Source organism: Rhizobium phaseoli (assembly GCF_001664385.1).
Classification (GTDB): domain Bacteria; phylum Pseudomonadota; class Alphaproteobacteria; order Rhizobiales; family Rhizobiaceae; genus Rhizobium; species Rhizobium phaseoli.
On sequence record NZ_CP013532.1, the window covers coordinates 3,936,232 to 3,951,250 of the forward strand.

At 61.9% G+C, this 15,019-nt stretch carries 15 protein-coding genes; 12 read left to right on the forward strand and 3 right to left on the reverse strand.

The features are described from left to right. The first annotated feature begins 15 nt into the window (after positions 1–15). The 5 genes from AMC88_RS18885 to lysS all read left to right on the forward strand — a co-directional run bounded on the left by AMC88_RS18885 (position 16) and on the right by lysS (position 5,758). Positions 16–696 carry a TetR/AcrR family transcriptional regulator gene (locus AMC88_RS18885; protein WP_010003423.1) on the forward strand — a complete coding sequence of 227 codons (681 nt, stop codon included), beginning with the start codon at positions 16–18 and terminating at the stop codon, positions 694–696. Positions 697–800: 104 nt separating this feature from the next. Further along, positions 801–1,640: an AraC family transcriptional regulator gene (locus AMC88_RS18890; RefSeq protein ID WP_064825652.1), complete on the forward strand. Its 840-nt coding sequence runs from the start codon at positions 801–803 to the stop codon at positions 1,638–1,640. Positions 1,641–1,793: 153 nt separating this feature from the next. Further along, positions 1,794–2,543, forward strand: a complete 750-nt coding sequence (locus AMC88_RS18895; protein WP_041683941.1) for a TerC family protein — start codon at positions 1,794–1,796, stop codon at positions 2,541–2,543. Between the two features lie 241 nt (positions 2,544–2,784). After that, positions 2,785–4,239, forward strand: a complete 1,455-nt coding sequence (gene gltX / locus AMC88_RS18900) for a glutamate--tRNA ligase (protein WP_064825653.1) — start codon at positions 2,785–2,787, stop codon at positions 4,237–4,239. Positions 4,240–4,261: 22 nt separating this feature from the next. Further along, a complete protein-coding gene (gene lysS, locus AMC88_RS18905; protein ID WP_064825654.1) occupies positions 4,262–5,758 on the forward strand; it encodes a lysine--tRNA ligase in 1,497 nt (498 codons plus the stop codon). A 66-nt stretch (positions 5,759–5,824) separates the two neighbouring features. Here the strand turns inward: lysS and AMC88_RS18910 are convergent, their stop codons facing one another. Further along, positions 5,825–6,562, reverse strand: coding sequence for a hypothetical protein (locus AMC88_RS18910; protein WP_064825655.1), 738 nt, complete (start codon positions 6,560–6,562; stop codon positions 5,825–5,827). A 178-nt stretch (positions 6,563–6,740) separates the two neighbouring features. Between AMC88_RS18910 and AMC88_RS18915 the strand changes: the two genes are divergently transcribed. The 7 genes from AMC88_RS18915 to AMC88_RS18945 all read left to right on the forward strand — a co-directional run bounded on the left by AMC88_RS18915 (position 6,741) and on the right by AMC88_RS18945 (position 13,635). After that, the gene (locus AMC88_RS18915) at positions 6,741–7,649 is read left to right on the forward strand and encodes a LysR family transcriptional regulator (RefSeq protein WP_004678014.1); all 909 of its coding nucleotides are present in this window, start codon (positions 6,741–6,743) and stop codon (positions 7,647–7,649) included. A 120-nt stretch (positions 7,650–7,769) separates the two neighbouring features. Beyond that, positions 7,770–8,930, forward strand: a complete 1,161-nt coding sequence (locus AMC88_RS18920; RefSeq protein WP_012485283.1) for an ABC transporter substrate-binding protein — start codon at positions 7,770–7,772, stop codon at positions 8,928–8,930. Positions 8,931–9,151: 221 nt separating this feature from the next. Further along, positions 9,152–10,141 (forward strand): ABC transporter ATP-binding protein, encoded by a 990-nt coding sequence (locus tag AMC88_RS18925; protein ID WP_064825656.1) that lies wholly within the window; start codon positions 9,152–9,154, stop codon positions 10,139–10,141. Continuing rightward, positions 10,138–11,100 carry an ABC transporter permease gene (locus tag AMC88_RS18930; RefSeq protein WP_012485285.1) on the forward strand — a complete coding sequence of 321 codons (963 nt, stop codon included), beginning with the start codon at positions 10,138–10,140 and terminating at the stop codon, positions 11,098–11,100. Before AMC88_RS18925 ends, AMC88_RS18930 begins: the two co-directional genes overlap by 4 nt. Continuing rightward, positions 11,090–11,902, forward strand: a complete 813-nt coding sequence (locus AMC88_RS18935) for an ABC transporter permease (protein ID WP_004678022.1) — start codon at positions 11,090–11,092, stop codon at positions 11,900–11,902. Before AMC88_RS18930 ends, AMC88_RS18935 begins: the two co-directional genes overlap by 11 nt. Positions 11,903–11,915: 13 nt before the next feature. After that, positions 11,916–13,343: a gamma-aminobutyraldehyde dehydrogenase gene (locus AMC88_RS18940; RefSeq protein WP_064825657.1), complete on the forward strand. Its 1,428-nt coding sequence runs from the start codon at positions 11,916–11,918 to the stop codon at positions 13,341–13,343. Positions 13,344–13,461: 118 nt separating this feature from the next. After that, the gene (locus AMC88_RS18945; protein WP_004678026.1) at positions 13,462–13,635 is read left to right on the forward strand and encodes a DUF1328 domain-containing protein; all 174 of its coding nucleotides are present in this window, start codon (positions 13,462–13,464) and stop codon (positions 13,633–13,635) included. A 90-nt stretch (positions 13,636–13,725) separates the two neighbouring features. Here AMC88_RS18945 and AMC88_RS18950 read toward each other — a convergent pair whose 3' ends face one another. Further along, a complete protein-coding gene (locus AMC88_RS18950; protein ID WP_016737311.1) occupies positions 13,726–14,169 on the reverse strand; it encodes a DoxX family protein in 444 nt (147 codons plus the stop codon). Positions 14,170–14,283: 114 nt separating this feature from the next. Beyond that, on the reverse strand, positions 14,284–14,952 hold the full coding sequence (locus AMC88_RS18955) for a DUF1345 domain-containing protein (RefSeq protein WP_167355295.1): 669 nt from the start codon (positions 14,950–14,952) through the stop codon (positions 14,284–14,286). Positions 14,953–15,019 lie beyond the last annotated feature (67 nt).

The following is a 15,019-nucleotide window of genomic DNA, read 5'->3' on the forward strand; positions in this document are numbered from 1 at the left end:
CACGGTTAAGGAAAAATGACCTTGAAACCCGACCATGCCGCCGTCTTCAGCCCTCCCGTTGGCGGAGGCCGGTTTGCTGCGGGCGAAGATCCGGCAAAACGCCAGCAGATCCTCGCCGGCGCCAAACGTGTCTTCATGAAGATGGGTTTCGACGCCGCCAGCATGAACGACGTGACGCGTGAAGCAGGCGTCTCCAAGGGAACGCTCTACGTTTATTTCACCAACAAGGAAGAACTGTTTTCGGCAATGATCGAAGCCGAGCGCGCCGCTTTCGTGGACGCCGTGCGCACCGCGCTTGCCGAGCATGACGATCCCGAAGCCGGCCTGTACGAATTCGGGATAAGCTTCGTCACCCACATGACCGACGAAAAGGTCATCAACGCGATGCGCACCGTTCTTGGCGTTCGCGACCGCATGCCGGTGCTCTGTCAGCGCTTCTTCAAGGGTCCGGTAAACCTGCGCACAATCATGCGCGATTTCCTCGAACGGCACGTCGCCGAAGGCACGCTTAAGATTGACGACATCGATCTGGCCGCCGGCCAGTTCCTCGATCTCGCCAGCGGCAGCTTCTTCAAGCTCCGCCTGTTCGGAAGCATGGAAGAGCCGCCGTCCCGCGAGGAAATCGACCGCGTCATCCGCGGCGCGATCCGGGTCTTCATGGCCGCCTACGGCGCCCGCCGGCATGAGGCCGGCTGACGCCATTCTTGACTGCCGCCCTGCATCGGCCAAATTCCGCAACGACGATCAAACCCGGCTGTCGGAATTTCTTTAAGAGAGAGGTCGCAGCCAGGGAGTAAGGGATGAGCGCCATCGCACGGGCGATCTGGTTCATCGAGAGCCATTTCGACAGCGATTTATCGCTGGAACAGATATCGGAAGCAGCCGGATTGTCGCGCTATCACCTGTCGCGCGTCTTCGGGCTCGTGACCGGCCACTCGATCAGCGGCTATATCAGAGGGCGGCGCCTCAGCCGTGCCGTGCCCGCGCTTGTCGGCGCGTCATCCACCATTCTCGAGGTTGCGCTTTGCGCGGGCTACAGCTCGCACGAGGCTTTCACCCGTGCCTTCCGCGACCAGTTTGGCCTGACGCCGGAGGCGGTGCGCCGACAGGGGCACGCCCGTAACCTTGTCTTGCTGGAGCCGATCAGAATGGACCCCGCCCACCTCAACGACCTCGAACCACCCCGCTTCGAAACCCTGCAGCCGATGCTCCTTGCCGGTCTGCAGGAGATCTATCCCTATGGCGGCAATGCCGCCATCCCGTCTCTCTGGCAGAAATTCAATGCCCATTTCGGCCACATATCAGGCCAGAAGGGGAATGTCGCCTACGGCGTCTGCACCCATCTCGACGGCGAGGCGGAAAAATTCCGCTATATGGCCGCGGTCGAAGTCTCCGACGCCGCCGATCTGCCGGCGGATTTTGCGACGCTCAAGCTTCCGGGCCAGCGCTATGTGGTCTTCACCCATCGCGGCCATGTCTCCGGCATTTCCGCGACTATGCACCGGATTTTCGGCACATGGTGGCCGACCTCCGGCCTCGAACACGGCGAGACACCCGATATGTTCGAGCGTTATGACGAACGCTTCGACCCCTATACCGGCATGGGCGTCACCGAAATCTGGTTGCCGATCAGAGCATGATGCCGAAAACTGTGAGCGGGTCGGACAACATCCTGCTCTAGGGAATAAAAGTCACATCGATTCCGTATACCCCCTTGCGGCGCTTGCGTGGCAGGCCGCCGACATTACATTGCGCGCGTCATTCATTCATGTGACGCAAAGGGGTATATTCTGATGCAGGACATCATGACGCTCATTCAGGATCCGGCCGCCTGGGTGGCGCTCATCACGCTGGTGGTGATGGAAGTCGTTCTCGGGATCGACAACCTGATCTTCATTTCCATTCTGACCAACAAACTGCCGCCCGAACACAGGGAAAAGGCCCGCAAGATCGGCATCGGTCTGGCGCTGGTCATGCGCCTGGGACTGCTCGGCACCGTCGCCTGGATCGTGCAGCTGACCGAACCATTGTTTACGGCCTTCGGCCACGGCTTTTCCTGGAAGGATCTGATCCTGATCGCCGGCGGCCTGTTTCTCGTCTGGAAGGCCACCAAGGAAATTCACCACACCGTCGATCCGGTCGACCATCAGGAGGATTTCATCGCGACGTCCGTCACAACAGGCTTCGCATCGGCGATCGGCCAGATCCTGTTGCTCGATCTCGTCTTCTCCGTCGACAGCATCATCACCGCCGTCGGCATGACGCCGCATCTGCCGATCATGGTCATCGCCGTCATCGCCGCCGTCACCGTCATGCTGGTTGCCGCAAACCCGCTTGCCAACTTCATCGAGCGGAACCCGACGATCGTCATGCTGGCGCTCGCGTTCCTGCTGATGATCGGCACGACCCTGATCGCCGAAGGCATGGGCTTCCACGTGCCGAAGGGCTACGTCTATGCCGCCATGGCCTTCTCGGCGCTGGTCGAGGTGCTGAATATGTTCGCGCGCAATGCCCGCAAGCGCAAACGCGAAGGCACCCACTGAGACCGACGCAAGGGGCGCGCCGCAACCGGCGCGCCCTGCCCCAGTGTCGCTAGGCCTTGCAGGCGCGGTTTTTCTTGACGCGCCGGGTTGAATATGGCCTAAGGCCAGCCGAACGGACGATCGGCGGATGGTGCGGGCGCATGCCCTTTTTCCGGCCGGTTTGCCGAAGATATCTGCATCCTTCCGGCCGAACGTCGCTTTCCCGCGAAAACCGTCCGGCATTCATTGACGGGCCATAGCAATGACAACTTCCGGCGTCCGCGTCCGCATCGCTCCCTCGCCGACCGGCGAGCCGCATGTCGGCACCGCTTATATCGCTCTCTTCAACTATCTCTTCGCCAAGAAGCACGGCGGCGAATTCATCCTGCGCATCGAAGATACTGATGCGACGCGCTCGACGCCGGAATTCGAGACGAAGGTCCTGGACGCGCTGAAATGGTGCGGGCTGGAATGGAAGGAAGGTCCCGATATCGGCGGCCCCTACGGCCCCTATCGCCAGTCCGACCGCAAGCCGATCTACCAGCCTTATGCGCAGGAACTGCTGGACAAGGGCCACGCCTTCCGCTGTTTCTGCACGCCAGCGCGGCTGGAGCAGATGCGCGAGGCGCAGCGCGCCGCCGGCAAGCCGCCGAAATATGACGGTCTCTGCCTCAGCCTGACGGCGGAGGAAGTGACGTCGCGCACTGCCGCCGGCGAAGCCTCGGTCATCCGCATGAAGATCCCGGCCGAAGGCTCCTGCGATTTCACCGACGGCGTCTATGGCGATGTCTCCATCCCCTGGGATTCCGTCGACATGCAGGTGCTGATCAAGGCCGACGGCATGCCGACCTATCACATGGCCAACGTAATCGACGACCATCTGATGAAGATCACCCATGTGGCGCGCGGCGAGGAATGGCTGGCTTCGGTGCCGAAGCACATCCTGCTTTATCGCTATTTCGGCTGGGACCAGCCGGTCTTCATGCATCTGTCGCTGATGCGCAATGCCGACAAGTCGAAGCTGTCGAAGCGCAAGAACCCGACCTCGATCTCCTATTATTCCGCGCTCGGCTATATCCCGGAAGCGCTGATGAACTTCCTCGGCCTGTTCTTCATCCAGATCGCCGAAGGCGAAGAGCTGCTGACAATGGACGAACTCTCCGAGAAGTTCGACCCCGACAACCTGTCCAAGGCCGGCGCGATCTTCGATATCCAGAAGCTCGACTGGCTGAACGGTCGCTGGATTCGCGAGAAGCTGTCCGAAGAGGAATTCCAGGCGCGCGTGCTGGCCTGGGCGATGGAAAACGACCGTCTAAAGGCGGGTCTGCGCCTGTCGCAGACCCGAATTTCCAAGCTCGGCGAGCTGCCCGATCTCGCCGGCTTCCTGCTGAAGTCCGATCTCGGCCTGCAGCCGTCCGACTTCGCCAAGATCAAGTCGCCGCCGGAAGAGATTCTGGAGATCCTCAACGCCGTTCAGCCGGATCTCGAAAAGATCCTGGAGTGGAATGTCGAGACAATCGAGGCGGAGTTGCGCGCGATCTCCGACCGCATGGGCAAGAAGCTGAAGGTCGTGGTCTCGCCGCTCTTCGTCGCCGTCTCCGGCTCATCGCGCTCGCTGCCGCTCTTCGATTCCATGGCGATCCTCGGCCGTTCGGTCGTGCGCCAGCGCCTGAAGCTCGCCGCGCAGGCGGTCGCCGCCCTGGTCGGCGCGAAGTAAGAACAGTCAGAGGATTTCGACAGTGGCTGACAACAAGACCGAAAACGCTCTCTCCTCCGACGCGACCGAAGTGCGCGCCCAGAAGCTGAAGCTGCTGCGCGAGCAGATCGGCGACGTCTATCCGGCGCATTTCCACCGGACGATGACCAATGCCGAGCTCGGCGCCAAATACGAATCCCTGGAACCGGATGTCGAGACGCAGGAAGTGGTCACCGTCGCCGGCCGCGTCTACTCCTCGCGCAACTCCGGCATGTTCATGGATATCCATGACGCTTCCGGCAAGATCCAGATCTTCTCGCACAAGGACGTCACCGGCGAGGAAGCCCGTGCCCTGCTGCCGATGATCGACATCGGCGACATCATCGGCGTCACCGGCGTCGTGCGTCGTACCAAGCGCGGCGAGCTGACGATCAACGCCCAGAAGATCGAGATGCTGACCAAATCGCTGCTGCCGATGCCCGAGAAGTGGCACGGCCTTTCCGATATCGAACTGCGTTATCGCAAGCGCCATCTCGACATCATGACCAATGAGGATTCGAAGCTGCGCTTCCAGCAGCGCTCGAAGATCGTCTCCGGCATCCGCCGCTTCATGGAAAATGACGGCTTCATGGAAGTCGAGACGCCGATGCTGCAATCGATCTATGGCGGCGCCACCGCCGAGCCGTTCAAGACGCATCACAACACGCTGAAGCTCGACATGTATCTGCGCATCGCGCCGGAACTGTTCCTGAAGCGCACGCTGGTCTCGGGCCTGACCGACAAGGTCTTCGAGATCAACCGCAACTTCCGCAATGAAGGCGTCTCCACCCGGCACAATCCCGAATTTACGATGATGGAGTGCTATTGGGCCTATGCCGATTACGAGGACATGATGGACCTCGTCGAGCGGCTGTTCGAGACCCTGGCGCTCTCCATTCACGGCACGACCGAATTCGATTTCGGCGACAAGCGGTTGTCCTTCAAGGGCCCGTTCAAGCGCGTGCCGATGCCCGATGCCGTGAAGGAAGCGACCGGCATCGATTTCCTGGCGATCAAGACGGACGAGGAAGCGCGCACCGCCGCCAAGGCTGGCGGCTTCGCGGTGGAGAAGGATTGGACCTGGGGCGAATGTCTCGCCTTCATCTTCGAGGAGAAGGTCGAATCGACGCTGATCCAGCCGTCCCACGTCACGCATTTCCCAAAGGACATCTCACCCTTCGCCAAGGAAGTGCCGGGCGAGCCGCGCCTGGTCGAGCGCTTCGAAACCTATTGCAACGCCTGGGAACTCGGCAACGCCTTCTCGGAACTCAACGATCCCGAAGAGCAGCGCCGCCGCATGGTCGAGCAGCTGGAACAGGCGCATGCCCGCGGCGAAAAGGAAAAGCAGCTGGACGAGGAATTCCTCGACGCGATCGACCAGGGCATGCCGCCCGCCGGCGGTCTCGGCATCGGCGTCGACCGTCTGATCATGCTGCTGACCAACGCGCCGTCGATCCGCGACGTGATCCTCTTCCCGGCCCGCCGCAACAAGGCCGACTGACGGAAACGGAACATCAAAAATTGAAAACGGAGCGCCCTTGGCGCTCCGTTTTTTTCCTGCTTGCGGTCAGTGTGTCTTCGTAGCTTCTGCCGGCGGCTCTTCGGCCGGCGCCTCGGCCACGACCTCGCCCTTCCCTTCGGCGGCAGGCGCGGCTTCGCTTTCGGCAGCCGGTGCTTCGGCGCGTTCGCCGCCTGCAGCCTTCTTGCCCTTTTCCTCATTCTTGGTCGAGCCAACCGCGACCGGGTCGACACAGTCCTCGGGATCCTTGAAGCCGGCGCTGATCATGGCGATCTCATCCACCGGCATGTCGATACGCTCGCCGAAGAACAGCCCATTTTCGCTGGCCTTGCCGTCATAGTAGCGCGCCGTATAGGGCTTGTCGTCGAGACCGGGAACCGTCTTGTCGGGATGCGGGATGTAGACGACGTCGGCGCCGATCGCCCGGCCGCGAATGTCGGCGCGCAGCGTCGGGCCGTTCTCGTCGAGCACCACCACCTGCACCAGATCCGGTTTCTGCGCGGCATAGACGGCTTGGGCGACGCGCAGCGCGGTCCTGACCCGCGTCATGCCGTCGGTCGGTTCGGTCTTGATGTATTTCCGCACCCAGACGTGATCCTGCTTCTTGATCGTCACCAGATTTACGTCGGAGCATTCGAGTCCGTAGCCGCCGCCCGAGACACCGATCAGCCTGTCCTTGCCGACGTAAAGCGCCGCACCACCGGAAACGCCCGCCAGAAGCGCGACGCCGCCGATGATGATTGCCAATTTCCGGGAAGGCCGGAATATGCGCAGTAAGGCCTTCACGCCAACTGCTCCGCCATCTCAAACTCCAACGCAGGACAGGTGCTGGGATGCTAGAGAAATGACGTTTCCGAAAGTTTAAGTGAGCATGCCAAGCCTGCTCCATTTTGAAAAAAGACCAAAAAAGGTCCGCCTTTTTCAACCGCTTGCCACGACACATTCCGTCATGCTCTAAACGCCCATGGCCTTCACGCTTCGCCAGATCCAGTATTTTGTCGCCGTCGCCGAACAGGGTTCGGTGACACGCGCCGCGCAGAACCTTTCGATCTCGCAATCCTCGGTGACGGAGGCGCTGAAGGAGCTCGAAACCGACCTCGGCGTCGAGCTCTTCGAGCGCCATCCGCGCGGCCTGACCATCACCCACAACGGACACCAGTTCCTCCGTCACGCCACCAAGATCCTCGCCTCCGTCTCCGATGCGCGCACCAGCTTCTCCGGCCGGCAGAGCGCCCTTTCCGGCACCTTGAACATCGGCGTCACCTCGCTGGTCGCCGGCTACGTGCTCTCCGACTTGCTGGCGCGATACCGGCGCGCCTGTCCTGGCGTCGAGGTCAGTGCGATTGAGGACAATGGCGGCTATCTCGAACATCTCCTGGTCGGCGGCGAACTCGATGTCGCCGTCATGGTGATCTCCAACCTGCGCGACCGCATGGCGCTGCAGGCGGAAATCCTCGAAACCTCGCCCTATCGGCTGTGGCTGCCGATGGGCCATCCGCTGGTCTCGGCCGACATTATCTCGGTCGCCGATATCGCCCGCGAACCGCTGATCATGCTGACGGTCGACGAAATCGAGGAAAATACCGGCAAGCTGCTGTCGGCGCTCGGCGCCCGCCCGCATGTCGCCTTCCGCACCCGTTCGGTGGAGGCGGTGCGCAGCCTGGTTGCAACGGGCGCCGGCGTGGCGCTGCTTCCCGATCTCGTCTACCGCCCATGGTCGCTGGAAGGCGACCGCATCGAAAGCCGTGACGTCTCCGGCTCGCTGCCGGTCGTGCAGGTCGGCATGGTCTGGCGCAAGGGCTCCAGCCTGCCGCAGGCGGCGCGCGATTTCGTCGGGATCGCCGAAAGCATGCGCTCCGGCCGCATACGTTGATATCGGAATTTCCGATATCGCCTTTCTGATAAATGAATTTGCGAAAGCGGCTTTTTCGGCTCACCTTCATAATCGGGAACGATCAGCCACGGAAAGTGGCACCAAACCGGGAGACGGATGATGACGAATCTCTTGAAATCCTGCATGGCAGGAGTGGCCTGCCTCAGCTTCGCGACACAGGTGATCGCCGCCGAACCGCTGAAGGCGCTCGGCAAGGGCGAAGGCGCCGTCAGCATCGTCGCCTGGGCCGGCTACATCGAGCGCGGCGAAACCGACAAGAATTACGACTGGGTTACCGGCTTCGAAAAGGACACCGGCTGCAAGGTCTCCGTCAAAACCGCCGCCACCTCGGATGAAATGGTATCGCTGATGAACGAGGGCGGCTTCGATCTCGTGACCGCATCGGGCGACGCGTCCCTCCGCCTCATCGCCGGCAAACGTGTCCAGCCGATCAACACCGATCTGATCCCGAGCTTCAAGAATGTCGACAATCGCCTGCAGAAGGGCGCCTGGTATACGGTCGGCGACGTGCATTACGGCGTGCCCTATCTCTGGGGGCCGAATGTGCTGATGTATAATACCGATGCCTTCAAGGACAAGGCGCCGACCAGCTGGAACGTCGTCTTCGAGGAGCAGACGCTGCCGGACGGCAAGTCGAACAAGGGCCGCGTCCAGGCCTATGACGGCGCGATCTACATCGCCGACGCAGCCATGTATCTGATGGCCCACAAGCCGGATCTCGGCATCAAGGATCCTTACGAACTGACCGAGGATCAATACAAGGCCGCCCTCGATCTGCTGCGCGGCCAGCGCAAGCTGGTCTCCCGCTATTGGCACGACGCGATGATCCAGATCGACGACTTCAAGAACGAGGGCGTCGTCGCCTCCGGCTCCTGGCCTTTCCAGGTGAACCTGCTGCAGGCCGACAAACAGAAGATCGCCTCCACCTTCCCGGAGGAAGGCGTCACCGGCTGGGCCGACACCACCATGCTGCACGCCGACAGCGAACACCCGAATTGTGCCTATATGTGGATGGAACATTCGCTGCAGGCCAAAGTCCAGGGCGACGCCGCCGCCTGGTTCGGCGCCGTGCCCTCGGTTCCCGCTGCCTGCAAGGGCAACGAACTGATGGGGGAAACCGGCTGCGCCACCAACGGCTTCGATCACTTCGACAAGATCAAGTTCTGGAAGACCCCTGTCGCCAAATGCGCGACGCAGGGCGAATGCGTGCCGTACCATCGCTGGGTGTCGGATTATATCGGCGTGATCGGCGGGCGGTAATTGCGTCCTAGCCCCTCACCCTAACTCTCTCCCCGGTTGCGGGGAGAGAGGACGTGCCCCGTTACAAGTCCTGTGAATGAGGAACAGCGCCGCGTGTCTCCTTCTCCCCGCGAGCGGGGGTCCGAAGGACGGGTTGAGACAAGTGGCTCAACCCAGGCGGGGTACCCGGCAGGGCGGATGAGGGGCCGACACTGCAGAACATAGTGATCCCGGAGTTCCCGATGACGTCAGCCGTCCGTTTCCAGCAGGTATCGCGCCATTTCGGCCAGGTCCGCGCCGTCGACGGCGTCGATCTCGAGATCGCGCCGGGCGAATTCTTCGCCATGCTCGGGCCCTCCGGCTCCGGCAAGACGACGTGCCTGAGACTGATCGCCGGCTTCGAGCAGCCGAGTGCCGGTCATATCCAGATCTTCGGCGAGACGGCCGACGGCGTTCCGCCCTATCGCCGCAACGTCAACACCGTGTTCCAGGACTACGCGCTTTTCCCGCATCTCAACATCCTCGACAATGTCGCCTACGGGCTGATGGTCAGGGGCGTCGGCAAGGCGGAGCGGCTGAAGGCGGCGAACGATGCCCTGGAGCTCGTCAAGCTGCCGGGTTATGGCGCCCGCCGCCCCGGGCAACTGTCCGGCGGCCAGCGGCAGCGCGTGGCGCTTGCCCGCGCCCTCGTCAACAAGCCGAAGGTGCTGCTGCTCGACGAGCCGCTCGGCGCGCTCGATCTGAAGCTGCGCGAGCAGATGCAGGAGGAATTGAAGAGCCTGCAGCGCGCGCTCGGCATCACCTTCGTCTTCGTGACGCATGATCAGGGCGAAGCATTGTCCATGGCCGATCGTGTCGCCGTCTTCAACAACGGCAACATCGTCCAGGAAGGCACGCCGCAGGATATCTACCGCCGCCCGAGGACCCGCTTCGTCGCCGATTTCGTCGGCTCCTCGAATGTCATCGCGCCGGATCTGATGGCCGCACTCGGCGGCGAGAAACGCTGGGCGAGCCTGCGGCCCGAGGCGATCCGCCTGGCAGGCGACGGCATCGAGGCTACAGTCGAACATGCGAGCTTTCTCGGCGCCGCCACCCGTCTCGGCGTTGATCTCCGCGGCGGCAGCCGACTGCATGTGATGCTTCCGGCCAGCGCGCCCGTGCCTGATGTCGGCGCCGGTATCCGCCTCGCCTGGCAGCCGGCCGATATCCACTATATGGACGACGCGGCATGACGGCGCTCACCCTCTCCAGCGCCAAGACATCGATCCTGCCGGGACGCAGCGGGCTCTTCGGTCGGATGTCGGATGTCTTCTGGCGGCACCCGAAGCTCTTGCTCTTCCTGATGCTGACGCCGCCGCTGCTCTGGCTCGGCATCATCTATATCGGCTCGCTGATCGCCCTGCTCTTGCAGAGCTTCTTTTCGATCGACGATTTCTCCGGCCTGGTGAACTACGAATTCACCCTTGCGACCTATGCCCAGCTGCTGAGCCCGACGAATTTCGACATCATCATCCGCACGGTCGTCATGGCCGCGCTCGTCACCATTGTTGCCGCGCTGATCGCCTTTCCGATCGCCTATTACGCGGCGCGTTATGCGCAGGGCAAGTGGAAGGCGCTCTTCTACCTCGGCGTCATGCTGCCGCTGTGGTCGAGCTATCTCGTCAAGATCTACGCCTGGAAACTGATCCTCGCCAAGGAAGGCATCCTCACCTGGATCTTCGAGAAGCTCCATCTCGCCTGGCTGCTCGATGGCATCCTCAATCTGCCCGTGGTCGGCGGCAATTCGCTCTCGGTGAGCTATCTCGGAACCTTCATCGTCTTCGTCTATATCTGGCTACCCTACATGATCCTGCCGACCCAGGCGGCCCTCGAGCGGGTGCCCGGCAATTTGATCGAGGCCTCGGCCGATCTCGGCGCCACGCCGCGCCAGACCTTCCGCACCGTGCTGCTGCCCTTGGCGCTCCCTGGCATCGTCGCCGGTTCGATCTTCACCTTCTCGCTGACATTGGGCGATTACATCATCCCGCAGATCATCGGCTCGTCCAGGCTGTTCATCGGCCAGGCCGTCTACGCCCAGCAGGGAACGGCCGGCAACGTGCCGCTCGCCGCCGCCTTCTCCGTGGTGCCGATCGTCATCATGGCGCTTTATCTGTCGCTCGCCAAAAAGCTAGGGGCCTTCGATGCGCTCTGACCTCAAGACATCGCCGCTGGCCTTGAAAATCGCCGCCGCCGGCGGGCTGCTCTTTCTGCACCTGCCGATCCTGCTGATCTTCGTTTATGCCTTCACGACGGAGGAAAAGAGCTATCAATGGCCGCCGCCCGGCCTGACTCTGCAATGGTTCACCATCGCCTGGAACCGGCCGGATGTCTGGTCGGCGCTTGGCCTGTCCGTGCAGGTCGCCGTCATTGCCACGGCGATCGCGCTCATTCTCGGCACGCTCTGCGCGGCGGCCGTCAGCCAGACGAAGTTCTTCGGCCGCGAGGCGATCTCGCTGCTGGTCATCCTGCCGATCGCCCTTCCCGGCATCATCACGGGCATTGCCCTGCGCTCCGCTTTCAGCCTGTTCGACATCCCGTTTTCGGTCTGGACCATTGTGCTCGGCCACGCCACCTTCTGCGTCGTCGTCGTTTACAACAATGCCGTCGCCCGCTTCCGCCGCACCTCGGGCTCACTGATCGAGGCCTCGATGGATCTCGGCGCCGACGGCTTCCAGACCTTCCGCCATGTCATTCTGCCGAATATCGGCACCGCGCTTCTGGCCGGCGGCATGCTGGCTTTCGCACTTTCCTTTGACGAGGTGATCGTCACCACCTTCACCGGCGGCCAGCAATCGACTTTGCCGATCTGGATGCTCGAAGAACTCATCCGCCCGCGCCAGCGCCCGGTCACCAATGTGGTTGCCATGGTGGTGGTGCTCGTCACCTTCCTGCCGATCCTGGCAGCCTATTACCTCACCCGCGACGGCGACCAGATCGCCGGCGGCGGCAAATAACAGGGAGAACATCATGGATACCCAGATGCTGATCGGTTCGCGCTTCGAAAAAGGCACGGAGACGGAAGAGCACATCCTGAACCCGAAGACCGGCGAGACGGTGATCGACCTTGCAGAAGCCTCGCTGTCCCAGATCGACGCCGCGGTCGACGCCGCGGAAAAGGCCTTTGCGGGCTGGTCGCAGACGACGCCTTCCGAGCGTTCCGGCTACCTGCTGAAGATCGCCGACGCCATCGAGAAGGATGCCGCGGGCTTCGCCACGCTGGAAGCGCTGAACTGCGGCAAGCCGATAAATGCCGTGCTGAACGACGAGATTCCCGCGATCGTCGATTGTTATCGCTTCTTTGCCGGCGCTGTGCGCAATCTGCACGCACCAGCCGCCGGCGAATACCTGCCCGGCCACACCTCGATGATCCGCCGCGATCCGATCGGCATCGTCGGCTCGATCGCACCGTGGAACTATCCGCTGATGATGATGGCCTGGAAACTGGCGCCGGCGATCGCCGGCGGCAATACCGTCGTCTTCAAGCCCTCGGAACAGACGCCGCTGACAGCGCTGAAGATGGCGAAGCTGCTCTCCGAAATCCTGCCCGAAGGTGTCGTCAATATCATCCTCGGCCGCGGCGAAAGCGTCGGTAACGCGCTGATCAATCATGCCAAGATCAGCATGATTTCGATAACAGGCGATATCGCCACCGGCAAAAAGGTGCTGCAGGCCGCCGCCAAAACGGTCAAGCGCACCCATCTGGAACTCGGCGGCAAGGCCCCGGTCATCGTCTTTGACGATGCTGATATCGATGCAGTCGTCTCAGGCATCCGCACCTTCGGCTATTACAATGCGGGCCAGGACTGCACCGCCGCCTGCCGCGTCTATGCCGACGCCAGGGTCTACGACAATTTTGTTGCTGACCTCTCCTCGGCCGTCTCCAGCATCCGCTTCAATGAGGCCGACGACACCGTAAACGAGATCGGCCCGCTGATCTCCAGGCGCCAGCGCGACCGCGTCGAAAGCTTCGTTGCCCGCGCTTCAGAGCACAAGCATATAGAGATCACCACCGGCGGCAAGGTCTCCGGCGACAAGGGCTTCTTCTTTGCCCCGACCGTCATTGCCGGCGCCCTGCAGGACGATGAGATCGTCCGCCGCGAGGTCTTCGGCCCGGTCGTCTCGGTCACCCGCTTTTCCGATGCCGATGATGCCGTCGCCTGGGCAAACGACAGCGATTACGGCCTGGCCTCCTCGGTATGGACCAAGGATATCGGCCGCGGCATGAAGACGGCCGCCCGGCTGCAATATGGCTGCACCTGGATCAATACCCATTTCATGCTGGTCAACGAGATGCCGCATGGCGGCCTCAAACAGTCGGGCTACGGCAAGGACATGTCGGTCTATGCGCTGGAGGATTATACCGCCGTGCGTCACGTGATGATCAATCATGGCTGACCGTGAAACCGGCAGGATATAGAACGCCGACAGCAGATAACGCCGTCCAATTTCGCGCGACGTGGAACAATTTCCCGGTTGCCGCGTCTTTTCAGACAAACGCAAAGGATGATGTGTCATGCTGAAATGGGCTCTGATATTCTTCGTTATTTCGATCATCGCCGGCTTCTTTGGCTTCTCCGGCGTTTCCGCCGCCACCGCGACCATTGCCCGCGTGCTCTTCGGTATCGCGCTGGTGATTTTCCTGATCTTCCTGGTTCTGGCGCTGATGGCCGGCCAGGCAGTTCTGTAAGCGCTGGCGGGCGGCGGTATTTGGCACGCCGCCGGCCTGAAGCCACGTCCCTCTATCCGCCCATCGGGAGCAGCGGGCAGCTCCCGCCCGTTATAATATCGCCCTTAGCCAAAGGGGCATACGCTCCGTCCGCTTTTTCAGCAGATGGTCGATCGAAATCGGCCCCGGCCCCGCAGCCGCCAGGACGAACATGCCGCCGGCAATCGCCAGATCCTTCTCGAAATGCAGGAGTTCGTTCTGACTTGCCAAGTTGGTGTGGAAGAGAAAGGCGGTTGCCAGACAAAAGAGCGCCAGCGCCAAGGCGCCGAGGCGGCTGAGGAAACCGGTCGCAACGCAAAGGCCGGCGCCGATCTGAAGGACAATGGTGGCAAAGGCGATCGGTGCCGAAAGACCGAGTTTTTCGAACGCGTCCAGGGTCGCGGCGAGATCGGCCGCAAGCGACAAGCCCTCGTGCAGGAAGATGAGCGACAGCAGAATCCTGCCCAGGAGGAGAATGAGATCGGCCGGCCGCAGCCGGCTTGAGACGCTTTCCATCTTACCCTCCCGTCGAAGAGCGCCGATCGGCCAGCCGCTCTTTCTTCACCTCCCCGTCATGCTGTCGTGAGCCAGACGGTTCTTCCGATTCTCGCCGCCGCTGTGGCAAGCGCATTATAGCAGGCTTGCGCCGACATTGATTGCCAGCGCCAGGATCGTCGTATTGAACAGGAAAGACAGCACGGCATGCAACAGCGTCAGCTTGCGCATGCTGGTCGATCCGACTGCGACATCTGCCGTCTGCGCCGCAACACCGATGGTGAAGGAGAAATAGAGGAAGTCCCAATAGCCGGGCTCTTCGATCCCGTCGGGAAACTTCAATCCGCCCTCTTCGTCGGCCCCGCCATAGAAATAATGGGCATAGTGAATGGTGAAAAGCGTGTGCAGAAAGACCCAGGAGATCAGGATCGTCAGCACGGCGCCGCCCGCCCGTGTGAGCGCCACGTCGGGTGTAGCGTCCTTGATCAAATGAAGCTCGAGGCCGATGCCGGCAATGCTCGCAAGGGCTGCGCCGATCGAAAGGGCCAAAAGAACCGTATCGGAAAAATCGAGGTCCGCGGCGCGTTGGCGGATGCTTTCGACCGTCGCCCGCAGCATCTTGCGCCAGCTGAGCACGATGAAGAAGCCGGCGCTCGCATTCCATCCTAACAAGATGTTGCGGGCGGTGACCTCACGCGAGGTTACCAGTAGAAATACCGCCAGCCCGCCCAGGAAAGCGATGATGAAGCTCGCATGTCTTCGGAAAAAAGTCACCAAAGGGATTGCCCGCTCGTCTTGCACGATCGTCGTCTCCGACCGCATAGGCCGTTGATATCAGCATGAAAAAGGCGCGGGGGCCAGCCGGCCTCCG